Consider the following 24,813-nt stretch of genomic DNA (forward strand, 5'->3'; position numbering starts at 1 on the left):
GGTCGTTTTTTCGCTTTCTAGACAGGCCATTATGGCTGGTTTTTCAACTCATCAGTTTCAATATTCTCTTCATATTTACTGCGAAGATCGCCATAGCTCCTTGTAATTCCATGCCAACAAGACCCGAGGATGAGGCTACATCATACCTGTGTCGGTGTTTCAACTCACTGTTTTTCGCTTCTATTTTGTAGCGTTCCTTTGAATTCCGTGCTACCGGTGCTCACTCCGTAGCTTATTCAGGAAGCATCTACTGGGCAAATACTGATTGGGTACGTACAATTGGTACTAATGGCTAATTTTTCGTTAATGAACAACACCCTCTCAGAATATGAGAGGGTGGTTTTCTAATATCTTAGGATGTGAAGGGATTAACAAACATGAAGAATGCATTTCGACGTTTACCTCTATATGTTTTTTTAATTTGTTTGTTATCTGGTTGCGGTGGAACCGCTACGAATTCTGCTCATGAAACTGAAAGGAATAACCAACCTGTGGCAAATAATCTCGTCGATGAGGGACAGGCGACAGAACCGCATTTTTTTCTTTGATTTCCAGCTGAATTCAGATTTTACGGAAAAAAATAATGAGAGTAAGTATCCATATTATAAACTTAATAGTAAATTTAATGGTAAGTTAACAGGAAAGGTTTTTATTGAAAATACCCAGATAGATAGCAAAATCACATTAATCGCAATGCAAGGGAGGGATACGATATTAATTTCGGAGAAAGGTAAGGAAAAATGGGGTAAATCCTATATTCTAAATTCTAAGAAGAATTAGACGATTGATCTGGATTTAGATATTAAATGGGATCAAAATGGAAGCGAAGAAATCATTATTTTCCCTTTGGTCGATTCGTTTTCCAATTTCTATTTAGGTGCGCATGCGTCAGTGGTTCGTTTATATGTTGGTGATAATAAGGAATACACATTTTCCGATAATGATTTGCAAACTATGGCCTATGATAAGAATGAAGATCTTAGATAGATTCCAGAATTAGTATGGGTTGATGGTAATAATAATAGGATAAGCACAGCGGAGAAAAACGGTCATTTCTTTGCAAAAGATGCCTACAATTCGCTATTAATTACTTCACTTATCAAAGACTCAACTTTTGACCTTGTTTACTTAAATGAGTTAGGTGAAAGTAAGGTCTTATTTAATGACTATTACCAGGGAAAAAATAAAGAAACGGTTATCACTTTTAAGGAAGAGATGATGCAGTTCTTCTTTGATAATGATATTAGGCAATATATATTAGTTATGAACAACGAAAATGATTTAATGTTAAGGGACATTATGGCTGTAAATGAAAATATAAATTCAATAACGACAAGTTTTCAAGAAATTATCCAAATAATTCCTCATAAAATAGAATAGATGGTGATTTTCTTGAACGAGAACATCCGTAAATTTATAGAATGGTCTGTAAATGAGAGACGTTTTGTGCTAATTGGCGTAAAAGAGAAAAACGATTTCGTACGAGGTTTTTGTGAAGATATGGACGAAGAATTTTTAACACTTCATTCATTGGAAGGGGAAGTTATAAAAATCCCTACAACTGAGATAATTGATTGCGCCAGTCCGGTAGATCAAAGCATCGAGGCATTGACCCGTAAATTAGAAAATTAACACGCGTTATAATTCACAGCGGCAGCCTAGAAAATTTCGGCTGCCGCTTGACGTTGAAGACATAATACGAATCGCGACATAAGGAAGCAGCCTAACCTATACGAATCGAAAGAGAATGGGGGAATGTACTAAAGTTCTTGTCATCCGACATTTCCCGTGAGGACTTCTGATTGTACCGAGCTTTTGTATGGGTTGCGTCGACGATGATCGCTTTACTCTGGATTACACCTTTCTCGATTGCAATGGCTACCGTTTTGTTGATCAGCAGGTCCAGCAGATTCATATCCTTTAGCCGCAACTTGCGGAACTTGGTTAACGAACGGGAGTCAATCACCGACTCTTCTGGGGCCATATCCAGAAAGTACTTAAACGACATGTCGTATGTAGATCGCTCGACAAGATCACCGTCAGACAATTCAAAAAGGGCTTTAAGCAGCAAGTACTTAAACATCCGGATCGGGTCGATAGCATTTCTACCCTTGTTCAGGCAATCGTTTACTTTCAATTCCTCATATACAAAAGAAAAGTAAACGAGCTCATTGATTTGCCGCAGCATATTATCCTTGGGTATAACCAGTTTGTAAAGTTCAATATATGGACAGACAACCAGCGTTTGCTGCATTTGAATCATTAGCTCACCTACTTTTCTGTATTCCTTTCATTAATACAAGAAAAAAGGTACATTCTCCTCATTTTTTATGAGTGAATGTACCTTTCTTGCTTCAAAAGGACTTTTTCAGTGGCCTCCAAGTGGCATGGGAAGCTTTTTTGCCGAATACAATCAAGGAGAAGCGATTTTGGAGCGAGGTGAGGCATACGGATAATGAAGTAGGGGGAGGAAAATACGGCTATCAGGAGCTGCTGGCGAACTGCCGCGAGCTGACGGGGGCGTACCCATTTGTCACCGTTCATACAATTGGGCATAGTGTACTGGGCAAGCCCATCGTTGCGCTGCGCTGCGGAACGGGTGCAAGAAGCATTCATATGAATGGGGCGTTCCATGCGAATGAATGGATTACGTCAGCTTTGCTTATGCGATTTGTAGCGGATTATGCTGCGTCTTGCGCTGAGGGCCGCTCCATCTGCGGGGAGATGGCAGCACGTCTGCATGAGGAGACGACGCTGTGGGCGGTGCCCATGGTCAATCCCGATGGCGTGGAGCTTGCGCAGCAAGGAGCGCTGCCCGCCCACCCTTTCTATTCCCAGCTCGTGGAATGGAATGAAGGCCGGGAGTCATTTGCCGATTGGAAGGCGAATGCGCGCGGCGTTGATTTAAATGACCAGTTTCCGGCGCATTGGGAGGAAGAGTGTCAGCGGCGCGAAGTTCAGGGGCCAGGTCCACGCGATTATCCGGGACCTTATCCTTTAAGTGAGCCAGAAGCGATGGCGATGGCGAATTTAACGACAGCACAGCGCTTTGATTTGACCGTCGCGCTGCACACGCAGGGCGAGGAAATTTACTGGAACTACCGGGGCTATGAGCCAAAGGAATCGGAGCAGCTGGCGGAGCGGCTAGGGCTCGTCAGTGGCTATAAGCCCGTGAAGCTGACAGGCAGCGATGCTGGCTATAAAGATTGGTTTATTCAGCGTTTTAGAAGGCCGGGCTTTACGATTGAAGCGGGAAGGGGAGAAAATCCGCTGCCGCCTCAGCAGCTGCCCGCCATCTATGAGTCGGTGAAGCCGCTTCTTGTGGAGGCATTGTCGCTTCATCGGGCACGGGAGCTTTAGCCATTTTCAAATGCAAGCACTTTACGTAAAGCAGAGAGCGAATAGCCGTAGGAAATGAAGCGCTAGCTTCGATTTCCTGCGGCTATTGCCGGATGTACGGGGGAGAGCAGCGGGAGTACCCGCCTTTAGTCCAGCTTTTTAGCGGGGATGGTTATGCTATAATGAAGGCAAAAATAACAAAGAAAGGCGGCGAAAGACATGCGTAAATTTTTATCGCTCCGGCATTGGCAGCGTACGTTCAGCCGAATTTTTCAGCTGCTTCGCTCCAAGGAGGTTTCCTGGAAAGACAAGCTGCTGTTCCTTGTTCCGGTGCTGCTGTATTGGGTTTTGCCTGACGCATTGCCCTATTTGCCGTTTGATGATATAGCCGTGACGATGATTGTTGCAGAATGGTTTGCCCGCAGAACCGAGAACAAGTATAATAGGATAAGCTAAAATTTTTTTTCTAATTGCTGGTTAGACAAATGAAGGAGTGTTTAAGTGATGATGACAGTCAAAATTTCGCGCAATGCGGCAAAGATATTGAAGCTTGAGCTGGACAAGCCTGAGAATGAAGGAAAGAAGCTTCGCGTACATGTGACGCATTCTCACGGCGACCATGCGCACTATGGCATGGGCATTGATGATCCGACGGATAAAGATATTGTCGTATCCACAGATAAAGATATCGAAGTTATTTTGGAGAAGGACAACAAATTCCTTGATGGCATTCGCATTGACTACTTTTATGTGCCTGAAGAAGGCTTTGCCATTACGAACCCTTCCCAAGGCAATCACGGCGACCATTAACAGGCTGTGATACCGAAGATAATACGGAAGTAGGACTAACAATAATGGCAAATGATATAATGGTATGTGACAAATGCAGGTATTATCAGGTTAAGACTTTGGTTCCAAAGCTGCAAAAGCTTGTGCCCGATGCGGAAATTCGGGTAGGCTGCAAGTCTTATTGCGGGCCTTGCGCTAGGTCGCCATTTATTTTTATTAATGGGCGTTATATTAAAGGCGCTACAGAAGATGAAGCGATTGAGAAGGCCAAACGTTACATTAAAGGATAGTCAAGATAGGGCAGCAGTGAAGGGACTCAACATCTGTTGGGTCTTTTTTGCATCAGCTTATCCATTGGGGAAAAATCAAGCGACCTTCCTCGAAAGGTCCTCATGAGAGGTTGAGTGAGCATGCGTCGTTTCCGCTATTATATCGCTGGGTTGGTTCTGGCCTTGCTGTACATTATGGCTGTTGAACTGATCTGGCTTCCCGCACCGCTGAAGCTGGCCGCTTCCGGCATGCTTTGGATTGATATGATCAACTGGCTGCTTTATGCGCTCGCTATCATTCCTTTGCTTTGGCTGGTGGGCGTCTGCCGAGGCATTGTGGAGCGTAGGAAACGAAGCGGCGGTTTTGCACCTGTTGCGACTATTCGTTTCGAGCGGCTGCTTGCCGTTGTTCAATACGGTATCGCTATACTCGGTGTGTCCGCTATTTTTTGCATTGTTATTTTCCCGCAAAGGTTGATGCTGTCGCTGCCTCTCATCGGCGGCATGCTGTTGATCGTATGCATTGAAATGGTCTGGAGCGAGCTGCTTATGCGGCGCAGTCATTCGAATAGCGGAGGGCGCTGGCCTAAAACCTTTGTTTGGATGCTGGGCTCTGCGCTGGCCGCTGCTTTTGTACTCGTGTACCCGACAAATTATATCGTCACTTATCCGGGGCTTACGATGAACATGAACCGCTACGCCCATGTCGAAGGAGGAGCCGCTGGAGGCAGCATTAGCGGCGTGCTGGTGTTTGATCGGCCTGCGGTGCCTGCTGACTGGCTCTACAGCCTGGTGCTGCCGGAATATACGTTTGAGCGCAAGCCTGAGAATGAGCCCTCCTTGTCAGAATCCTATACGCTCGTTTCCACGATGAAAACCGATGCGAACAGTGTAGCCGCGGCGATTGCCGAAGGCAAGGCGGGCATAGGAAATGGCGTAACAACGACGGGGGTCCGCATTGTTGGCATGACGAAGGATTCCATTGCACAGGGCGTACTCGTTCCTGGCGATTTAATCGTCAGCTTGAATGGCAAGGCGGTGGATAATGTGATGGAACTGACTTCCTTTATGGCAGATCCAGCTTTTGTTATACCGGGAAAATCGGTTCAAGTCGGTGTTCAAAGAGGAACGCTAGCAGAAAAATTAACACTTGAGGTGAAGACAGCTGCCGCAGCAGCTACCGATCAATTGCCTGTGCGCGCCGTATTCGGCATATCGGTGCAAAATGAACTGAAGCTGGATGCCCCAAGGCCTGTCAGCTATTATTCGTATATTGCTCATATCGGCGGTCCGTCCCATGGCGCCATGCTGACGCTTGCGCTTTTGGATCAGCTTACACCAGGCGGGGTGACGCATGGGCTGAATGTTGCCGGCACAGGCACGATAGAGCCGGACGGCTCGGTAGGCCTTGTAGGCGGTGTGCCGCAGAAGGCTTATGCGGTGAGCCGGACCGATGCGGATGTTTTTTTCGTGCCGGAGGAGCTTGCGCCGGAGGCGGAGAGCGCAGCACCTGAGCTGCTCGTCGTGCCGGTAAGGACAATCGACGATATTTTGCTCTGGCTGCAAACCCATGGGAAATCCTGACCAGCGGGTGAAAATAAACCTGAGGGCTGGCAGCTTGCTTATAAGCGAGCCCCATAAAAATCCCCCATGACACGCCGCGATACAAGCGGTGTGTCATGGGGGATTTGCTTTATTTTTGAACGGCCATTTGATTGCTGCCCGTCCGAACCGTGCTTGTTGCATAAAGCTCCGGGATCAAATTATGAATGACCAGAAGGTCCGACATGGACAGCTCGGTTTGCGCGGCAGCACGCAGGCTGAGACAAGGAGCCAGCTCTCCAGGTGATTGCTGCGCTACGTTCCAGCATATGCCATGCTCGGCAAGCCCATCTGCGGAAGGGATATAATAAACGTCGCCATTCGTAAATGCGCCATTGCGCAGCACAACAAGCTTGCGGTTCTGATTTTGCAGCTGCGGCTGACTCATGCTTTCTGTAATAAGCGGTGTTCCTATCATAGCAAGCTCGCTGGAGGATATTCCGAGCAAATGCAGCAGCGTTGGCGTGACATCCAGCTGTCCGCTCGGAGAGGGATATGTTCCTGCATAACGATCGTCTGGCAAATGAACGAGAAACGGCACCTGCTTCACGATCTGTTCCCGCTCAAGCTCGTTTAGCGGTTTGCCCAGAAGCGTTTCATACAAGCTCCAATCGCTGATCGAATTATCATGATCGCCATACATGGCAAATATCGTATGCTCCCAAAGTTCTTCCTGCTGAAGCCGTTCAACGAGTTCGCCAAGCGCTTCATCCACGTAATGAATTGCTTGCAAATAATCGCCCATCATCGTGCCTTCAAGCTCGCCGAGCGAAAGCTTCTGGTCAGCTTCTGGCATTTGGTAAGGATGATGGCTGGACAGCGTAATGAGAAAAGAATGAAACGGCTGCGGCTGCTCGACAATTCGGTCAAGCGATTGGCGGAAAAAGGATTTATCTCCAAGCGACCAGCCGATTGGCTCGTCCAGCTCGTATTGTTTTTTGCTAATAAAAGCATCGTATTTCATATTCGCGTACATCGTATTGCGGTTCCAGAAGCTTCCTTCATAGGCGTGGAAAACACTAGTGTAATAGCCGTTATTATGCAGTGTCTGCGGCAAGCATTGAAATGCATTCCCGGCATATTGAATAAATACCGAGCCGCTGGCGAGCGGCTGAAGCGAGCAATTGCTGGCAAAATCAGCGTCCGACGTTCGGCCTTGCGCGGTTTGGTGGAAAAAGGAGCTGAAATAAGCGCTGCTCTTCACCAGCTTATTGACGTTCGGTGTTATTTCCTGACCGTTGAACGACCTGCCGATCATGAAGTTTTGGAAAGCCTCCGCCTGTACCAAAATAATATTGCTGCCTTTATACGCTCCAAAGCTTAAGTCCTGCTCCAGATTGGATCGCGATTGCCCGGATTCCTCTGTCCAGGCGCGCAACTGCGAAGTCGTCTCGGCAGAGACAGCTTCTGCATTCAGCCAATTCAGCGAGGCATAACGGTACAAATCATAGCCGTGAAAGCCCAGAGCACCTGTCACATTGTACAGCGATAAATTCCACCAGTTGCTTTCGAACAATCCTTTTGCCCATGTGCGCTTGGCATCATTAATACCGCCAAAGGTAAGCATCAAGCCCATCACCAGCAGGACGGAGCTTAGAATTATACGCCGTGCGATTGTTCCCCAAGGCGACTGCTTGAAGATCGGGAATAAAGCGGCCTCAGCGTTTGTGGCAGCTGGCAGGGCGACTGCCTTAGCAGCGCGCCGCTTCCATGCGAGCAGACAGATATAGCCAAGCAGCAGCGGGATATCCGCCAGCAATATAAAATCCTTCGCCTCCAGCAGCGTAGCGATGCTGCCCCCAAGTGCTTCTACCTGCCTTGCCTGCAGCAGGACAGGTACGGAAATCAAATCCTCGAAGTAGCGATAATAAATTAAATCGGCATACAAAATAGCCGAAAACAGGGCATTCATCGCGATGAGCGTGATGAATCGGCCCCGCAGCGGCAGCAGCAGCGTCCAGAAGCTGCAAAGCGCAAGTGTGCCAATAGCGATTTTGACATCGTAGACGTTCATATTCATATTAGGCACCGCTATAAATAAATCAAAGGCATACAGCTTAAGCAGCAGTACTCCGAAAAAGAGCAGGAGCTCCGCGCCATAGGGACGCCGTCCCCAGCGGCCTGCCGCTTGCAAGCTGTAAGCTAGAGCTTTGCGAATTTTTTGACGCATGAATTGAAAGTTCCTCTCTAAAAGTCCCTTTCCTCTCCTGAATGGTGAGTCTATTTCTCTATTTATTATTTTTCCGAGGATTGGGATTTGCGGTTCGCATACAGGCCGCCTGGTCCGAAAAATTGATAATAGTTGCATTCAATCCGACCGTTAAACAGCTTGCGTTTCTTGTCGGCAGGACGGCCCATATAATGCTCGATAGCAGCAACAGGCGTAAAAGCGAAAAATGACCAAGTCGGCAAATGGAGTGCCGACATGCCGAACTGGCGCAGCGCCGCTTCCGCCTCGCGATCATCGCCAAGACGCTCTCCATAAGGCGGATTCGTCACGATGACACCGTATTCGCCCTCGGGCTTTATCTTTGCTGCTGGCATGACGCTCAGCTTAATGTCTTTGCCGAAGCCGGCTTTTTTGATGTTGGCTGTTGCGATTTCGATGGCGCCCGGGTCAATATCCGATCCGGCAATTTGCAGCGCGACATCATCCTTCACCGCATCAAATGCTTCTTCGCGTGCCGTTTCCCACAGCTGGTCCGGCACAAGCGGCCAGCCTTCGCTGTTGAAGGAGCGGCGCAGCCCTGGAGCGACGTTCCAAGCCAGCATAGCGGCCTCGATCAGAATAGTACCTGACCCGCAGAACGGGTCATACAGGGGACGCTCGGGCTGCCAGCGGCTAATTTGCAGCAGCGCGGCTGCCATCGTCTCGCGCAGCGGCGCTTCCGTCGCCACATTGCGATAGCCCCGCTTATGCAGGCCAGCTCCCGTCGTATCGAGCGTCAGCTGCGCGCGATCATTAAGCAGCGTCACTTCGATGACATAGCGGCCCTCATTTTCCGGAAACCATTCAGTTCCGTATCGCTCTTTCATTTTTTCTACGACGGCCTTCTTCACAACGCTCTGGCAGGCAGGAACGCTTGAAAGCTGCGACTTGTGGGAACGTCCATCCACTGGGAACTCGCCATCTCCGGGAATCCAGTCAGGCCAGTTTAGCGCCTTCGTGCCTTCGAACAGCTCCTCGAAGGTGGTCGCCTGAAATTCGCCCATCTTGACCAAAATCCGTCCTGCCGAGCGCAGCCATAAATTCGTGCGGCAAATATCGATCGGCTCGGCTGGGAAGGTAATGCGTCCATTTTCTACTGTCAGATCGGTATAGCCGAGGTCCTTCAGCTCGCGTGCGACAATCGCCTCAAGGCCCATCGGCGTCGTTGCGATCAATTCAATTTTCGTTGTCATTCGTGTCACTCTCTCCTTCGTATGTAAAGCGCAGTTGAATCCTCACGGTCAAAATCATACAATCAAGTATAGTAAACGCAGCTTGTTTTGACAAATGAAAGGATGAGTAAAAAAATGACGAACGAAAATGAACAATATGCAGACAGCTTATATAAGGAAGATTTAGACCTGATTCGGGTGCGTGAAACCCTTGCGGCAAGCGGCATGCCGGACATTTCCGTTGCTGACGGCTATGGCCGGCTGCTGACGATGCTCGTCACCATGTCAGGAGCGAAGCAGCTGCTCGAAGTTGGGGCCCTTGGCGGCTACAGCGGTATTTGCCTGCTGCGGGGAGCGGGAGAAGGCGGACGGCTGACGTCGCTGGAGCTGAAGGCGGAATACGCGGAGGTCGCGCGCGGCAATGTGGAGGCAGCGGGCTACGGACAGGCTGTCACGTTCAAAATTGGCGATGGCAAAGCGAGCTTGGAGCAGCTTAAAGCAGAGGGTCAGCAGTTTGATTTTTTCTTTATTGATGCGGATAAGGAAGGTTATCCCGCGTATTTGGAATATGCGATTGCTCTAGCAACGCCTGGAGCCGTTATTGTAGGCGACAATGTATTTTTGCGTGGACGGACTATGAATGCGGCTAGAGTTGGTCCAGCTATACAAGCGGTAAGAGCGTTTAATGATCGGATTGCAAATGATGAGCGGCTGCTGAGCACGGTACTTCCCGGCTATGATGGACTGGCTATTGCGATTGTTAAATAGCAGGTGAATGGCGATGGCCGGGCAAATGATTGTCTGTCTGCTTAGCGCGGGGAGAAGGTTGACGCTCGCAAGCTCATTATTCTATAATGAGGGGGGAATTAAAATCAGCGCCCCGCGAGAGAGGGAACGGTGTCCGAGGAACATGAGAAAATAACCTATTCGTTCAGAAGCTTGTAAATGACAACTTATGATTCATTAAAAGTTCATTTTCTGAAGATAGGATTATTGCGCCCATTTCCGGACATGTCCCGTATATTTCACCCTCGATACGGTAGGCTTTGCCGCCAAAGGACAGAGACAGCCGTTTCATCTCGGCGTGCTTGTTTGCTGCTATACGTGAACAGGGGTAACTGCATGTTTTTTCGGAATGGCTATAATTGGCGAATAATCCTCTTCAGATCGATACTTATTCGAGCTGGGGAGGTTTTTTTATGGGAAAATTAGAGGTTAGGCATATAGAAATAGCAGTACAGGATCGAATGTTAGGCAAGCTGGACGGTGTCTGGGAGCTGGGTGATCGTGATCGCGTTGGCATCATTGGCGTCAATGGAGCGGGCAAATCGACGCTGCTGGCTGTGCTGGCAGGCAGGCTGGAGCCGGATAAAGGCTTATTGACCCGCAGCGGCTCTATTGCCGAGCTGCGCCAGGCAGCGGGCTATCGGGGCGAGGCAGAGGCGGATGAACAAGCAGAGCAGCGGCCCTCGGATGTGCTCAGCGAGAAGCATGAGCTGCAAGAGGACGTGATTTGCCGCTCCCGCAGCCATAGCGAAGGGGAAAATGCCAGCCGCTGGCAGGCGCTGGCTGCGGAGGAGGCGAAAGGCTTTGGCAGCGGAGGCGAAAAGACGAGAACGGCGATAGCCGAGCTGTTCGCAAGCGGAGCGGAAATATTGATTGCGGATGAGCCGACGAGCCATTTGGATGCGGCAGGCATTCGCCAGCTGGAAGAAGCCTTCGCGGCGTATCCGGGAGCCGTCATTTTCGTCTCCCATGACCGCGAGCTGCTGGACCTTGTATGTACCTCGATTATTGAGCTGGAGGATGGGGAAATCCTTATTTTCAAAGGCAATTATTCGGCCTATAAGCGGGAAAAGGAAGCGAAGCGGGCCCGCGCAGCTTTTGAATACGAGCAGTACGCCAAGGAAAAGAGCCGTCTGCTGGGTTCGCTCGCCAAAGTGCGCCAAGCGGCAAAGGGCATCAGCCACAAGCCGAAGCGAATGAGCTATAAGGAGGCGAATCTAGGGCTGGAAGGCATGCGCAGCTCACAGGCGAAGCTGAACAAGGCGGCAGATGCGCTGGAAAGCCGTTTGGAGCGGCTGGAGGTGAAGCAGAAGCCGGCAGAGCTGGAAATGCCCTTGTTCGATGCGCAGGTGCATGAGCCTTGCCGCAGCAAGCATGTGCTCAGGCTGGATCAGCTGGAGGCAAAGCTGTCAGATGGTCGCAGGCTGTTCCACGAGCTGTCCGTTCAAATCAAGCCAGGCATGCGCATTGCGCTGGTAGGCGGCAATGGGGCGGGCAAAACGACGCTGCTTCGGAGCATATATGAGTTGGCGGAAGGGGTTATAGTGGCACCATCCTGCCGTATGGGCTATTTTCGCCAGGATTTATCGCTGCTGGATGAATCCAAAAGCGTCTTGCAAAACGTGTTGGCATCAGCCGTCTATCCCGATGCACATGTGCGTACCGTATTGGCAAGGACGCTGTTCAAAGGCGAGGATGTGTTTAAGCAGGTGGCACTGCTGAGCGGCGGCGAACGGGTGAAGGCAGCGCTTGCGAAGCTGCTGCTGGGGCGGCATAATACGCTGCTGCTCGATGAACCGTCCAATTATTTGGATATTTACGCCCGTGAGCAGCTGGAAGAAACGCTTCGGGCGTATCCCGGAACGATTATATTTGCGTCGCATGATCGGCGCTTGGTTAGCGGGGCGGCGACACATATCCTGCAACTGCTCGGTGACGGGGAATGGCGCTTTAGCGAGAATGAAGCGATTGACGATGGCGGCGCTGCTGCAAGCAACTCGGCAGCAGCAGGAACAGAAGCGGCGAAGGCGAGCGTGGAGCAGGAGGAGCTGCGGCTGAAGCTGGAGCAAGAGTTCGCGGAGACGTTGGCGCGGCTGTCGCTGCCCCAGCGTTCAGCCGAAGACAAGGCGGCGCTGGAGCTGAAATTCAGCGAGCTGGTAGCTAAGCGCAGGGAGCTGAGGTAATAACGCACGGCTAAATGCGGTAGACGAGTAAGCTTTATTTTTCACGATAAAGCAGTTGTTAAAAGTAAGCTAGGGATATGAAAAATGGATTATGTTCATTTAATTTCAAAATGAACATAATCCATTTAAATAGTAGATCAAACATCTATATAACTGCTGTTAATTAGTTTTCAGTTGATGGAGCTGCTGTATCTTGACCATGAATTTTTAATTTTAATTGCGTCATTGATAAAATAAAGTCGCGAAATGATGGCAAATGGTTTGTTTCATTGACACGTTTTAACATTTCGGAGAAATAATGATCATTTTGTACAGCCTTAGTTCCTTTGCCTTTTGTATAGCTCAAGCCACGATCAGCCAACATGGATTTTAAGTAATGCTCGTGATAATGAGCTGTAGTTGTATATTGAGAAAGCTCCGGATGCAAAGGCATTAATTCAGGATCAAGTTCATTGACATTAAAGTGTTTGAAGCAATTTTGGAATTCAGGTGACTCAGGATTTCTTCTGAAGATTTTGCGGTTTCCAAGACACCAGGTTTCAATGCATGGATTTTGAACAACGGTTATTAAACGATTGAGGTCAAAGCTATGCTTTTGCGCTTCAGCCAGCACTTCTTGTTTGCGGGCAGGTATCCCGATATCATCACCATCAAGAACGACCATAAGGTAATCGAATTTCGGGTGCTCCTTCATGTCCTCAATTGCATTGCCAACATCATTGATGACATTGGGGTAGCCTTCGCAGCTGAATAAATAATATTGGTTGCAGTTTACGTCATCAAGCTGTTGTACGGATGTAAGCTCTGGCAACAAAATACGGAGCCAAGCGGGGTAAATATATTTTTCTGATTTACCTTCAACCAGAATGTATAAATTCATGCTTAATCCCGCCCTTCAGAATAGGCGGCAAGATTAATAAGCTGTTTGAATGCATCATGTCTGGATTTGCCCAAATTGTAATCCGAAGCGTTTTTAACGATTACTGTACCAGCCTCCCTGCTGACAATTTTCCAATGATTCATAGGGATTTTATTGATAATGTAAGGGTGATGGCTAGTTAAAATATATTGCGAGCTGCGATTAGAGCCGAAGTCAAATAAATCAATACAATTAACACCTAAACTGTTCTCGAACTCATCGACTAGTATAATACTGTCCTCAGGCTCCAAATAGCGAAGAGAAAGAAAGAGAAGCGTCTTTAGCATGCCAGAAGACATGTCGTGTGAGGAAATCCAGCCTACGCCATCCTCATATATTTGCAATACATAAGAGTCATCTTCATTAGGTGAACTCTCAAAGTGGAACCTTATGTCTTTTATAAAATCAAAAACTTGTTTATATTCTGCTGCAATCTTATCTAAGGTTTCTTTAAAAGAGACTGACGCAAAAAGAAGCTTTAATGTAATAGGTACATTTTGATTTTTCAAAACAGTAAGCAAATCTTCATAGAGTTCTGAGCCTGGTTCTGGAACTGGTATTTTATGGGTGGATATAATTTTTGAATTGAATTCGATTTGTCGGTCTGCTTCGAAATCAAAAATCACAATTTTTTTAAAAGCACTGTATACAGGCTTGATCGAGTCTTCCTCTGAAAAAATGCCAATGCAGCTTTTATTCAAGGCGATTTTTGGAGCCGATTTTCCATTAGAAAAGATAAGGTCGGTTCTTGAACGATTAAAAAGCGTTTCTGGATCTGAGTTTAGGTGAATGATGGATAGTTTTTCGAAAGCAAACCCAAACGAAAGGAAATTTTCATTTAGAGCATCGAATCCAGTAGTGTTAAGGGAACGGGTAGATTCTGTTTCGCCTTCCCATAAATACCGAACGCCTAATTCTTCAAAGGTTATAGAGAAAGATATATTATCAATTTGTGAATTTGTTTCCCCTAAAGCTAAATCCTTTAAACTGGTTAAAGCTTTCAATATCTTTGTTTTACCTACACCAGTAGCTCCAACTAATAAGGTCAGAGAATCAAATTCCAGCTGATTTAATTTCCAGTTTGTTTCTTTGTTTATGTAACTAAATGATACGAGCTTCAGTGTAATCACGCCCTTATAACCTAATTTTAAATTCTCGCAAATAACAGATTGTCTTGATAAACGGTAAGTTGATTATAGCATAGTTTAATTTGTAAAAATCAGTACGTATAGTCCCGCATGAATTTGGGTGAAAAATAAGCGGAAGCAACCAGGAGTGCGCTAACGCTAATGCCTTCCATGATAAACATTTATTTTATTTATGCTGAAAATTAATGTATCATTCGGTAAAACGACCACACAAGGAGCTGTTCAAGGTGCCTGGTATTTCCCGATCAGCGGCAACGATGTATTTAATTTTTCTCGTGTTTATATGGGGCATTAATTGGCCGCTCACCAAATATGCGCTGGACTTTTCTCCACCCTTATTATTTGCAGGCATTCGCACGCTGATTGGCGGTATTTTGCTTGTAGGCTTTGCGATTTGGAAGCGTGGGCCGCTGTGCCTTAAGCAGAATTGGCATATTTATCTCATTGCTTCGATACTGAACATCATCTTGTATTACAGCTTTCAGACGATAGGGCTCCAATATATGCCGGCTGGACTGTTCACGGCGATTGTCTTTTTGCAGCCTGTGCTGCTCGGTGTGTTTGCATGGCTCTGGCTTGGCGAGGCGATGTATCCGCTAAAAATTATCGGTCTGCTGCTAGGCTTCGCCGGTGTTGCGGCGATTACGACGGGCGGCATTTCCGGCCATATTTCCGTGTGGGGCGTGCTGCTTGCAATTGCATCGGCCATATGCTGGGCGGGAGGAACGATCTATACGAAAAAAATGGCGCCGCGGGTCGATTCCCTTTGGATGACCGCGATGCAGGTGAGCATTGGCGGTATTGCCATTTTGGGCGCAGGGTCGGTGACCGAAAGCTGGTCCGATATTGTATGGAATATGCCATTCATATTCGATACGCTGTTCATCTCTGTTTTTGTTATCGCGGTCGGCTGGCTTATCTACTTCAAGCTTATTCGCAATGGCGATTCTGCGAAGGTCGGCTCGTTCATGTTTCTGATCCCGCTTATAGCGATCGTATTCAGCGTATTGTTTTTGAATGAGCATGTAACGATTAATTTGGCGGTGGGCCTCGCGCTTGTGGCATCCAGCATAATCGTAGTAAATAGGAAGCCCAGACGCTTGAAGAAAGAGCTTCCTGTGCTATGATAGCTGATAGAATCGTATAAATATAAACGGGCGCTGCCGCTCTATGGGGGTAGCGCCCGTTTTATGCAGTTATTTTGCAGGAGACAGGAGAAGTGGGCATTGGAAGAAAAACCGGCAGTCGGACTTGTAAAAACACGGATTGGCACGATTAAGGAAATGAACCGTTACCCGATTAAATCGTTTGCGGGCGAGCGGCTCACATCCAGCAGGGTGGAGACGTATGGGCTGTACGGCGACCGCAGCCATGCTTTTATAGATGAAACGAAGCAAGGCTGGGACAGCTTTATTACGGCGCGGCAAATTCCGGCGATGCTTGGCTACAAGGCGAAGCTCCAAGGCAATGCTGATTGTGAAAAGGGTACGGCAGCGGCTTCCGAGTTTCCCGAAGTGACGGTCACGTCGCCTGACAATCGCGAGCTCGCCTGGAGCGAGCAACTGCTCGCCGAAATACAGGCGCACACCCGCACGATCATTTCCATGCGGCGTTATGCGCCCCAAACACCGGATTTGCTAGGCGCGGATGCCAGCAGCGTGCTCATTGTGACGGATGCGCTGCTAAGCAGGCTGGAGGCGATGTGGGGCAAGCCGCTCGATGCGCGGCGGTTCAGGGCAAACCTGATTGTGGCGCTTGCGGGTGATGCGCCGGATGAAGACAGCTGGATCGGCAAGCGGCTCCAGCTTGGCAGCGCGGAGCTGCGAGTAGATGAGCATTGCGAGCGCTGCTCCATGATTGCGCTAGACCCCGATACGCTGGAGCGGGATATGTCGCTGCTCAAAAAAGTAAATCAGGAGCTTAATCTGCATGTCGGCTTGTACGCCTCGGTTACGAAAGCGGGGCTTGTGCATGTTGGCGACGAGCTATTCCTGCTGTCTGACGATTGAGCGGGCAACCAAGCGTAAACGGCTGTCGCCGTACTCTGGCGGCAAAGCAACCGTTTCGCGGCTTATATTTTGAAAAAGCAGCCTCGGCGTAAATGCCGAGGCTGCTTTTATCTCCTTTTTCCCTGTGAAGTTTACGTTACAGTTTTCTATCAGAAGATTCGTAAGCGCAGAGCTATCTAGAGCTAACTTTGAGCAGCTTTCCGTTTGCCCCGCAGCAGCGACCGATACACCCACAGTGCATTCAGCAGCATCATAACTGCGGACACAATGAACAGCCCCCGGATGCCAATCCAGCCGGATAGCGCGCCGCCGGTAATCGGGCCGACCATATTGCCGAGGCCGAGCGTGCTGCTGTTAAAGCTATAGGCACGGGATTCCATGCCGTCCGGCGTATATTTGCGAATGAGCGAGTTGACCGTTGGCACAAGTCCGCCGAGGAAAATACCCAGCACAAACCGAGAAATGAGCAGCTGCGGTACGCTGTCGGCGAGTGCCTGCGGGATAAAGGTCAATCCCGCGCCAATAAGTGAATAGCCGAGAATGCGCTCCGACCCGATGCGATCGCTGAGCTTACCTAGCACGGGCGACGCAATGAGATTGGAGATGCCAGCAGCCGAGCCGACGAAGCCCGCCCAAAAAGCCAAATTTGCTGTCGGGCCGTGCAGGCTTTGGACATGCAGCGGCAGCAATGTCATCGAGCTCATCATTGCGAATTGGATGAGGAAGGTGACCGCATACAGCGATGTCAGCTCATGAATGCCGCGCAGACGCTTGAAGCCCTCGATGACGGAAATTTGCACTTTAGCTGCTGCCTTTTGCAAATCGAACGTCTCCTTCACGACGAACAATGCCAGCATAGATGCGGCGAACAAGAGGGAGCCTGTCAAATAAAATATCGGACGGTAGCCGACAGCGTCAGCCAGCAGCCCGCCGATAAAAGGGCCTAATATCGTTCCGGCAATGCCGCCTGATTGGAGCGTTCCCATCGCATAGCCCATTCGATCCTTAGGCGTGCTGGCGGATATTAATGCCACCGCTGCGGGGTTAAAGCCGGAAATCGTGCCGTTCAGCATGCGCAGCAGCAGCAGATGCCATGGGGTCGTCGCAAAGCCCATCAGCACAATGACAATCGCCATGCCAATACCGGAGCGAAGCAGCATCATCTTGCGTCCGTAGCGATCGGCGTATTTTCCCCATATCGGCTGAAAAATAAATTGCGTGACAAAGTTGCCGGCGAAAATAAGGCCAGCCCATACGGCAATTTCATGCGGATCGGTTAGACCCAGCTCAAATTGCAAATAAAACGCCATAAAAGGAATGATCATGGTCATTCCAGCCATTACGAGAAATTGCCCGAACCAAAGTACGATGAGATTTTTTTTCCACTGTTCCATGTTTTTTAGTATAGCACAAGCTGCAGGGCAGACAGAAATACGAAGAACAATTTGTCGGAAAAGCACGAAATTCGCCTTGAATCAGGTTATAATAAAGTGAATGCGTAAAGAGAGTGTCATAACATTGTCATAGGAAGTCCGGTGCTGGCGGTTGTTTGCCCCTGCAAAAACGGGCATAATGGAGTTAATAGAAAATTATATAGAAAAGAGGAACGGCGAACATGAGCTATAATGACCGTTTCATTCGGGCCTGCCGCAAGGAACAGCTGGATCAGGTACCCGTCTGGTATATGCGCCAAGCTGGAAGATACGACCCTGAATATCGAAAAATAAAAGAGAAATATTCACTGCTGGAAATTTGCAAGCAGCCGGAGCTGGCTGCGGAAGTGACGATGATGCCGGTGCGCAAGCTCGGCGTGGATGCCGCTATTTTATATTCGGATATTATGAATCCGGTTGCTTCAATCGGTATTGATTTTGATATTGTGGCGAATGTTGGACCCGTAATCGATAACCCGATCCGCAGCGCGGCGGATGTAGATCGGCTAAAGCCAATCGATGTAGAAGGCGATCTCGGCCATGTGCTGGAGACGATCCGGATTTTAGACCGGGAGCTTGATGTCCCGCTTATTACATTTGCCGGAGCGCCGTTTACGATTGCCAGCTATTTGATTGAAGGCAGACCGTCCAAAAACTATTTGCGTACGAAGGCTATGATGTACAGTGAGCCAGAAGTGTGGAACAAGCTGATGGACAAGCTGGGCGATATGGTTATCGCTTATTTGCGTGCGCACATTGCCAGCGGCGGCAAGGCTTTTCAATTATTTGATAGCTGGGTAGGCGCGCTTGCGCCAGCAGATTTCCGCAAGTTTGTACTGCCGACGATCGAGCGGATTTTCAGCGAGCTGTCGGATTTGCCGCAGCCAAAAATTTATTTCCCAGGCGTAAGCTCGGGCGAGCTGCTGCCGGAGCTGCACAAGCTGCAGGCTGATGTGATCGGCCTTGACTGGAGAGTATCGATTCCCGAGGGACGCCGCCGTTTGAATCACGGCTTTGCGGTACAAGGCAATCTGGATCCTGTCCTACTGACAGCTCCAATGAGCGTACTTGAATCATATGCCGCGGAAATTATTGAGCAGGGACTGGAAGAGCCAGGATTTATTTTTAATTTGGGGCATGGATTATTTCCCGAGGCCTCGCTTGAGAAGCTTCAAGAGCTGACGGCTTACATACATTCGTATTCAAAAAAATACATTGCAGCGCGCGAAGGGAAGGAAACGAGCCATGTCGGAAGCTGAAAACAGCAAAATCGGAGTTCTCGTTATGTCATATGGAACACCGGAAAGCCTTGATGATGTAGAAGCGTATTATACGCATATTCGTCGTGGAAATCCGCCTACTCCAGAGCAGTTAACGGATTTATATGGCCGGTATGAGGCGATTGTCGGCGGCGTATTCCCGCTGCGTGAGAATACGAACGGACAGGTGGCTGGCCTTCAGGATAAGCTGGAGCAGCTCGCTCCAGGCCGTTATGCCTGTTATCAGGGGCTTAAGCATGCGCGTCCTTTTATCGAAGACGGTGTGGAGCAAATGGCTCGTGATGGAATTAAGCAGGCAGTAGGCATTGTACTGGCCCCGCATTATTCGACGATGAGCGTTGGCAGCTACATCAAGCGCGCGCAGGAGAAGGCAAGCGAGCTTGGCCTGGAGATGACGTTTGTCAAGCAATACCATCTGCATCCGAAGCTGCTCAAGGCGTTGACGGAACGGGTGACCGACGGGCTTGCTCGCCTAAGCGCATCATCGCGCGGCGAGACAAATGTGAAAGTGCTGTTCAGCGCGCATAGCTTGCCGGAAAAAATTCGCGAGCTCGGCGATCCTTATGAGGAGCAGCTGCTGGAAACGTCGCGAGAGGTTGCGAAGCAGGCTGGTATTGCAGACGACTTATGGCAGTTTACTTGGCAAAGTGCAGGCCGGACGAGAGAGCCTTGGTTGGGACCGGACATTTTGGAGACGCTTGCCGAGCTTGCTGAACAGGGGGTTAAGGCTGTACTGGCCGCGCCAATCGGCTTTGTGTCGGATCATCTTGAGGTATTGTTTGACCTCGATATTGAAGCGAAGACAACAGCGAAAAATATGGGCATTACCCTTGAGCGTATTAAAATGTTAAATCGCGACCCGCTGTATATGGAGACGCTAGCGGAGTCTGTAATAGAAGCAACTTAGAGTTTGGTAATGAAAGGATGAATGAGATGCGGAGAATCGGAGAAGCTGATCGAATTGTCATTATTGGCGGGGGGATCAGCGGGCTGAGCTCCGCTTTTTATTTGCAGCGGGAAGCGGAGCGGCAAGGTAAAGCGATTCATATTACGCTTGTCGATAGCGCCGAGGTATTGGGCGGCAAAATTAATACGCTGCAGCGTGACGGCTTCGTCATCGAACGCGGACCGGATTCTTTTCTTAGCCGTAAGCTGGCGATTATAGAGCTGGCTAAAGAGCTCGGCATAGAGTCTGAGCTGACGGGGACGAACCCAAAGGGCAAGCAATCCTATATTTTGTTCAAAAATAAGCTTCATGCGATGCCGCAGGGACTCGTGCTCGGCATTCCGACGGAAATTATGCCTTTCGCCCGGACGGGCTTGCTTTCTTGGGGCGGCAAGCTGCGGGCGCTGCTTGACTTCATCAAGCCTTCGCGTAGTGAAGCTGGCGACGAATCGCTGGGAGGCTTCCTTGGCCGGCGGCTGGGGACGCAGGTTGTGCAGCGCATTGCAGAGCCGCTGCTGGCGGGCATTTACGCTGGCGACCTTAACAAGCTGAGCATTCAAGCGACGTTCCCACAGTTCGCAGCTGCAGAGCGCAAGCATGGCAGCTTGATTCGCGGGATGCGCAGCAACAAAAAGCTCGCTAAGGCTCCCGATATGAGCATGCTGCCGGAAGGGGCAAGAAGCAGCGTGTTTCTTACATTTAAAGGCGGGCTGTCTACTTTGGTAGATGCGCTTGACCGAGCTTTGCCGGGCATGGAGCGTAAGTTAGGCCAAGCGGTGACTGCGATTCATGATAAAACTGCGGGCGATGAAGCAGCAGCAGGTTTTACTGGCATGACGGCTGGAGAACAGTTCGGGTCCCGTTATACGATTGAGTTGGCAAACGGGGAGCAGCTGTCTGCCGACAAAGTCATTGTGACTGCACCAGCCTTTCAGGCAGCGGAGCTGCTGGAGCCGCTGGTCGATTGCGCGGAGCTGCGGGCAATTGATTATGTATCGGTCGCAAATGTCGTAATGGCTTTTGACAAGGCGAGCCTGGGTATAACCTTCAAAGGTTCAGGGTTCGTTATTCCGCGTTCGGAAGGCTTGCGGATTACGGCATGCACATGGACCTCGACGAAATGGCTGCATACAAGTCCTGGAGACAAAGTGCTGCTTCGCTGCTATGTAGGCCGGGCAGGCGATCAAATCACGCCTTTTTTGCCGGATGACCAGCTAATGGCTGCCGTAAGAGAAGATGTGAAGAAGACGATGAATATTGCCGTGGCGCCTTTATTTACGGAAATTACACGGCTGCCGCGCTCTATGCCGCAATATCCGGTCGGCCATCTGGCCCATACGAAGCGTCTGCGCGATCGAATGGCCCAGCAGGTGCCGGGCATTCATATTACAGGAGCGGCTTTCGACGGCGTAGGTTTGCCGGACTGTATTCGGCAGGGCAAGGAAATTGCGGCTGCCGCGCTCTCCTCTTCCTAGTTATTTCGCATATTTATAGCAAGCTTGCTATAATAGACAGGAAACTTTATTCATAAAGGAGCATCCTGTCATGAATAGATCTAGAACAGAATCGCGACAGCAGCAAAAAATCAGGCGTAAAAGAAGACTAAGACGCCTCATCATTTTCAACGGCTTTATGTTAGGTCTTATTGCAGTCGTTATTGGCTTATGGCTTAATACGCAAAACTGGTTTGATGCTGGGTCCTTATTTAATAGGGAAAATAAGCCTCAGGCAGCCGATGCCGCTTCCGCGGGCACGAGCGATGGTCAGAAGCCGCAAAACGGGGAAACGGACACAGGCAGCAGTTCGCCTTCTCCATCTGATGAAGCGGCAGCAACGAAGGAACCTGCTCCTACAGCCGATGAGGCTAACGGCGCAGGCGAGCCAGCGGCAACCCCGGAGAAGCAGCCGGAAGAGGTTGGCAATGAAGCGGTCGATGGCACAGGTGGCAATGACGTTTCTGGCGAGCAGCCGTCGTTTCAGGCTGGGGACGAGGATACGGTGAAGCTGAGCTTTGTTGGCGATATTTTGCTGGCAGCTTCGGTTGGCGACATGATGAAGCTGAATGGGTACGACTATCCATATAAGCAATCGCTGCTTTATTTGAGCGAGCCGGATATTATGGCCGCTAATTTGGAGTATCCGGTGACGGATAGCGGTGTTCCGGCGCTAGATAAGACGTATGTGTTCAAAGGTTCTCCAGAAGCGCTTCCTGCTTTTCGGGATGCCGGCTTTGATATCGTTAGCTTGGCGAACAACCATACGCTTGACCAAGGCGTCGAAGGTTTATTTAATACGATGAAGCATCTCGATGAGACGGGAATTTCCCATATGGGAGCCGGCAAAAATGATACGGATGCGTTTGCGCCTGTCATTAAAGACGTGCGCGGCATTAAAGTAGCGTACATTGGACTGAGCAGAGTTGTACCGGAAGTATCGTGGAAAGCAGACAAAAATGTTGCAGGCGTAGCGGAAACCTACGATACGACGAGAGCGAAGGCGGCAATTAAGAAAGCGAAGGAGCAGGCCGATCTGGTTGTCGTGATGGTTCACTGGGGAGAAGAGCGCAAAGATACGCCGCTGCAATATCAGCGGGATTTTGCACGTGAATACATAGATTCGGGAGCCGATCTCATTATCGGCAGCCATCCGCATGTGCTGCAAGGTTTTGAGACGTATAAAGGCAAGTGGATTGCATACAGTTTAGGGAACTTTATTTTTAGCGCTTACCCGAAGGGACCAACTGCCGAGACAGGTGTGCTGGATGCGATTTGCACGAAAAAAGGGAACTGTGACCTGAAGTTTTACCCGATGTCCTCGGACAAAGCGCAGCCAGTGCTCATGGAACCCGAAAATGCGGCAGCGCTGCTGAAGCGCCTGACGAGCCTGTCCTTTGGCGTGAAGCTCCGTGAGGATGGCGCTCTCGTCTCTAAATAAAGAGCAGCGAGGAGGAGCGCATGGCTGAGCCAAGAAATGTATGCGTTGCCCACCGCGGGTGGTCAGGACGCGCACCGGAGAACACGCTTGCAGCGGTAAAGCTGGCGATGGAAGAGCCTGATGTGTTTTGGATTGAAATTGATGTGCAGCTATCGAAGGATCATATTCCGGTCGTTATTCATGATTATAAGCTAAGGCGCACAACGAATGGCAAAGGCGATGTCCGCAATTGGACAGCTGCCGAGCTTGGCACGCTTGATGCGGGCAGTTGGTTTTCTCCCTTGTTCAAAGATGAGGGTGTGCCGACGCTTGATCAAGTGCTGGCATTAACAGCCGGGCGCTGCAACGTTAACATTGAGCTCAAGACGAATGGCATTCGCTATCCTGCGCTTGAGGAGCAAGTTCTTGCAAGCGTGCGCCGATTCGGCGTGGAAAATGAAGTGGTGCTGACCTCTTTCTATGCCGGAGCGCTGAATAAGCTGTTTAAGCTGACGGAAGGACGTATTCGTACCGGCTTAATTATTGACGGCTGGCGTCAGACGCTGCCTCTGGAGCTGAGTCAGACGGGGTCGACCTTGCTTTCAATTGATTATTCGAGGCTGAATAAGGAGCGAGTGAAGCTGCTTAAGGAAGCTGGCATTCAGGTAATGGCCTGGACGATAAACGAGGAACGGGCTATTCGCAAAATCGCGGAGCTGGACCGGGAGCTAATGATTTGCACGAATTTCCCGAATCGCTGGCGTCAGGCAATGGCAGGACTGAGAGATAGAACTGGAGAGGAGCGAGAAAAATGGTAGGCTGGATCGATGAATGGTGGCTTAGGCTGCTTGGCGGTCTGTTTGGAAGCGGCTTAATTGCTTTCGTCGCCCATCGTTTCCGCTCTCTTTCGTTATCGGGTGCTTTATCGGCAATGGCAATGGGCACGGGCTTTGTGACATGGGGCGAACCAGTATGGTTCGCCTGTCTTATTGCGTTTTTCGTTACCTCTACCCTATGGTCGAAATGGAAAAAGCACTCCCGAGCGAAAGCGAAGGCGGAAGCGGGATATGAAAAAACAGGACGTCGCGACGCTGGACAAGTGTGGGCGAATGGCGGAGTAGGCCTGCTGCTGTGCTTCGGCCATGCGCTGTTTCCAGCAGCTGGCGATGGCTGGCTGCTCGCCTATATTGGAGTTATGGCGGCCGTAAATGCCGACACATGGGCGACGGAGATCGGTGCGCTGAGCAAGCGCCCACCTCGATCGGTGACGAGCGGCAAAATAGTTGCTCCCGGCACGAGCGGTGCTGTGACGCGGCTCGGCTCACTGGCGGCGCTCGCTGGAGCAGCCTGCATTGGCGTTGTAGCCGCCGTTATGCTGGTCTGGTTTCATCCAGCGTCTGCAGCCGATCTGCAGGCTGGAACAGCGGGGCTTGCAGGCGGCGGCCTTAGCCTTGCCTCAGCTGCAGCTCTTATTGCTGCTGCGGCAATGGCTGGCTTTGCTGGATGCTTCGCCGACTCATGGCTTGGCGCCACTTGGCAGGCGATGTACCGCTGCGTAAGCTGCGGCAGCGAAACGGAGCGTCGCACGCATTGCGGCGTGCCGGCCGAGCGGATACGCGGGTTTGATTTTATGAACAATGACCGGGTTAATATGCTGTCATCCTTGCTTGCAGGTGTAGTTGGCTTGACACTGGGCCTTTGGTGGCTTTAATTGCAAAATAAAATAACACCTTCTCTCCATGATGCCGGAGTGGAAGGTGTTATTTTTGCTTTTAGCGCATATCCCCTTAGCTCAGAAAGCAAGCTGGGGAGCAGA

21 protein-coding genes and 2 pseudogenes are annotated in these 24,813 nt (G+C 49.8%); 16 read left to right on the forward strand and 7 right to left on the reverse strand.

The genetic code is table 11. The annotated features are described in order from the left end of the window. Positions 1–43: 43 nt before the first annotated feature. Positions 44–199 (reverse strand): annotated as a pseudogene (locus AC50YG_RS14015) (IS5/IS1182 family transposase); the annotation flags it as partial. A 1,193-nt stretch (positions 200–1,392) separates the two neighbouring features. On the opposite strand from AC50YG_RS14015, the gene AC50YG_RS14020 reads away from it, so the two are divergent. Continuing rightward, a complete protein-coding gene (locus tag AC50YG_RS14020) occupies positions 1,393–1,632 on the forward strand; it encodes a hypothetical protein (RefSeq protein ID WP_494827554.1) in 240 nt (79 codons plus the stop codon). Positions 1,633–1,780: 148 nt separating this feature from the next. Here the strand turns inward: AC50YG_RS14020 and AC50YG_RS14025 are convergent. Continuing rightward, a pseudogene (locus tag AC50YG_RS14025) lies at positions 1,781–2,263 on the reverse strand (transposase); the annotation flags it as partial. 119 nt (positions 2,264–2,382) lie between these two features. On the opposite strand from AC50YG_RS14025, the gene AC50YG_RS14030 reads away from it, so the two are divergent. The 5 genes from AC50YG_RS14030 to AC50YG_RS14050 all read left to right on the forward strand — a co-directional run bounded on the left by AC50YG_RS14030 (position 2,383) and on the right by AC50YG_RS14050 (position 5,981). Then, positions 2,383–3,360 carry a M14 family metallopeptidase gene (locus AC50YG_RS14030; protein ID WP_494827555.1) on the forward strand — a complete coding sequence of 326 codons (978 nt, stop codon included), beginning with the start codon at positions 2,383–2,385 and terminating at the stop codon, positions 3,358–3,360. A gap of 198 nt (positions 3,361–3,558) precedes the next feature. Continuing rightward, on the forward strand, positions 3,559–3,795 hold the full coding sequence (locus AC50YG_RS14035) for a hypothetical protein (protein WP_056029577.1): 237 nt from the start codon (positions 3,559–3,561) through the stop codon (positions 3,793–3,795). A 51-nt stretch (positions 3,796–3,846) separates the two neighbouring features. After that, complete coding sequence (locus tag AC50YG_RS14040) at positions 3,847–4,149, forward strand: iron-sulfur cluster assembly accessory protein (RefSeq protein WP_341283032.1); 303 nt, start codon at positions 3,847–3,849, stop codon at positions 4,147–4,149. Between the two features lie 44 nt (positions 4,150–4,193). Then, a complete protein-coding gene (locus tag AC50YG_RS14045; protein WP_341278496.1) occupies positions 4,194–4,418 on the forward strand; it encodes a YuzB family protein in 225 nt (74 codons plus the stop codon). A gap of 120 nt (positions 4,419–4,538) precedes the next feature. Then, on the forward strand, positions 4,539–5,981 hold the full coding sequence (locus AC50YG_RS14050) for a S16 family serine protease (RefSeq protein ID WP_494827558.1): 1,443 nt from the start codon (positions 4,539–4,541) through the stop codon (positions 5,979–5,981). A 109-nt stretch (positions 5,982–6,090) separates the two neighbouring features. Here AC50YG_RS14050 and AC50YG_RS14055 read toward each other — a convergent pair whose 3' ends face one another. Together AC50YG_RS14055 and AC50YG_RS14060 are read right to left on the reverse strand one after the other, a co-directional pair. Then, on the reverse strand, positions 6,091–8,169 hold the full coding sequence (locus AC50YG_RS14055) for an LTA synthase family protein (protein ID WP_494827560.1): 2,079 nt from the start codon (positions 8,167–8,169) through the stop codon (positions 6,091–6,093). Between the two features lie 65 nt (positions 8,170–8,234). After that, a complete protein-coding gene (locus tag AC50YG_RS14060; protein ID WP_473757837.1) occupies positions 8,235–9,401 on the reverse strand; it encodes a THUMP domain-containing class I SAM-dependent RNA methyltransferase in 1,167 nt (388 codons plus the stop codon). Between the two features lie 114 nt (positions 9,402–9,515). Between AC50YG_RS14060 and AC50YG_RS14065 the strand changes: the two genes are divergently transcribed. Continuing rightward, the gene (locus AC50YG_RS14065) at positions 9,516–10,148 is read left to right on the forward strand and encodes an O-methyltransferase (RefSeq protein ID WP_494827563.1); all 633 of its coding nucleotides are present in this window, start codon (positions 9,516–9,518) and stop codon (positions 10,146–10,148) included. A 431-nt stretch (positions 10,149–10,579) separates the two neighbouring features. Next, the gene (abc-f, locus tag AC50YG_RS14070; protein ID WP_494827565.1) at positions 10,580–12,349 is read left to right on the forward strand and encodes a ribosomal protection-like ABC-F family protein; all 1,770 of its coding nucleotides are present in this window, start codon (positions 10,580–10,582) and stop codon (positions 12,347–12,349) included. A gap of 163 nt (positions 12,350–12,512) precedes the next feature. Here abc-f and AC50YG_RS14075 read toward each other — a convergent pair whose 3' ends face one another. Next, the gene (locus tag AC50YG_RS14075) at positions 12,513–13,229 is read right to left on the reverse strand and encodes a hypothetical protein (protein ID WP_494827567.1); all 717 of its coding nucleotides are present in this window, start codon (positions 13,227–13,229) and stop codon (positions 12,513–12,515) included. Positions 13,230–13,231: 2 nt separating this feature from the next. Beyond that, positions 13,232–14,398 (reverse strand): AAA family ATPase, encoded by a 1,167-nt coding sequence (locus AC50YG_RS14080; protein WP_494827569.1) that lies wholly within the window; start codon positions 14,396–14,398, stop codon positions 13,232–13,234. A gap of 245 nt (positions 14,399–14,643) precedes the next feature. Here AC50YG_RS14080 and AC50YG_RS14085 point away from each other — a divergent pair, with 245 nt between their 5' ends. Together AC50YG_RS14085 and AC50YG_RS14090 are read left to right on the forward strand one after the other, a co-directional pair. Beyond that, positions 14,644–15,543 (forward strand): DMT family transporter, encoded by a 900-nt coding sequence (locus tag AC50YG_RS14085; RefSeq protein WP_494827571.1) that lies wholly within the window; start codon positions 14,644–14,646, stop codon positions 15,541–15,543. Between the two features lie 99 nt (positions 15,544–15,642). After that, on the forward strand, positions 15,643–16,425 hold the full coding sequence (locus tag AC50YG_RS14090; protein ID WP_473757834.1) for an MOSC domain-containing protein: 783 nt from the start codon (positions 15,643–15,645) through the stop codon (positions 16,423–16,425). Positions 16,426–16,607: 182 nt separating this feature from the next. Here AC50YG_RS14090 and AC50YG_RS14095 read toward each other — a convergent pair whose 3' ends face one another. Continuing rightward, positions 16,608–17,819: an MFS transporter gene (locus AC50YG_RS14095; RefSeq protein ID WP_494827573.1), complete on the reverse strand. Its 1,212-nt coding sequence runs from the start codon at positions 17,817–17,819 to the stop codon at positions 16,608–16,610. Between the two features lie 221 nt (positions 17,820–18,040). Between AC50YG_RS14095 and hemE the strand changes: the two genes are divergently transcribed. From hemE to AC50YG_RS14125, 6 genes are all read left to right on the forward strand, one after another. Further along, a complete protein-coding gene (gene hemE, locus AC50YG_RS14100) occupies positions 18,041–19,117 on the forward strand; it encodes a uroporphyrinogen decarboxylase (RefSeq protein ID WP_341278485.1) in 1,077 nt (358 codons plus the stop codon). After that, entirely contained in the window at positions 19,104–20,045 is a 942-nt protein-coding gene (gene hemH, locus AC50YG_RS14105; RefSeq protein WP_494827576.1) for a ferrochelatase, read from the forward strand. Before hemE ends, hemH begins: the two co-directional genes overlap by 14 nt. A gap of 26 nt (positions 20,046–20,071) precedes the next feature. Beyond that, positions 20,072–21,559 (forward strand): protoporphyrinogen oxidase, encoded by a 1,488-nt coding sequence (gene hemG / locus AC50YG_RS14110; RefSeq protein ID WP_494827578.1) that lies wholly within the window; start codon positions 20,072–20,074, stop codon positions 21,557–21,559. Between the two features lie 70 nt (positions 21,560–21,629). After that, positions 21,630–23,018: a CapA family protein gene (locus AC50YG_RS14115; RefSeq protein WP_494827580.1), complete on the forward strand. Its 1,389-nt coding sequence runs from the start codon at positions 21,630–21,632 to the stop codon at positions 23,016–23,018. A gap of 20 nt (positions 23,019–23,038) precedes the next feature. Then, entirely contained in the window at positions 23,039–23,815 is a 777-nt protein-coding gene (locus AC50YG_RS14120) for a glycerophosphodiester phosphodiesterase (protein WP_494827581.1), read from the forward strand. After that, the gene (locus AC50YG_RS14125) at positions 23,809–24,708 is read left to right on the forward strand and encodes a DUF92 domain-containing protein (protein ID WP_494827583.1); all 900 of its coding nucleotides are present in this window, start codon (positions 23,809–23,811) and stop codon (positions 24,706–24,708) included. Before AC50YG_RS14120 ends, AC50YG_RS14125 begins: the two co-directional genes overlap by 7 nt. Positions 24,709–24,813: the final 105 nt, after the last annotated feature.

It is taken from the genome of Paenibacillus sp. J31R34 (assembly GCF_059383715.1).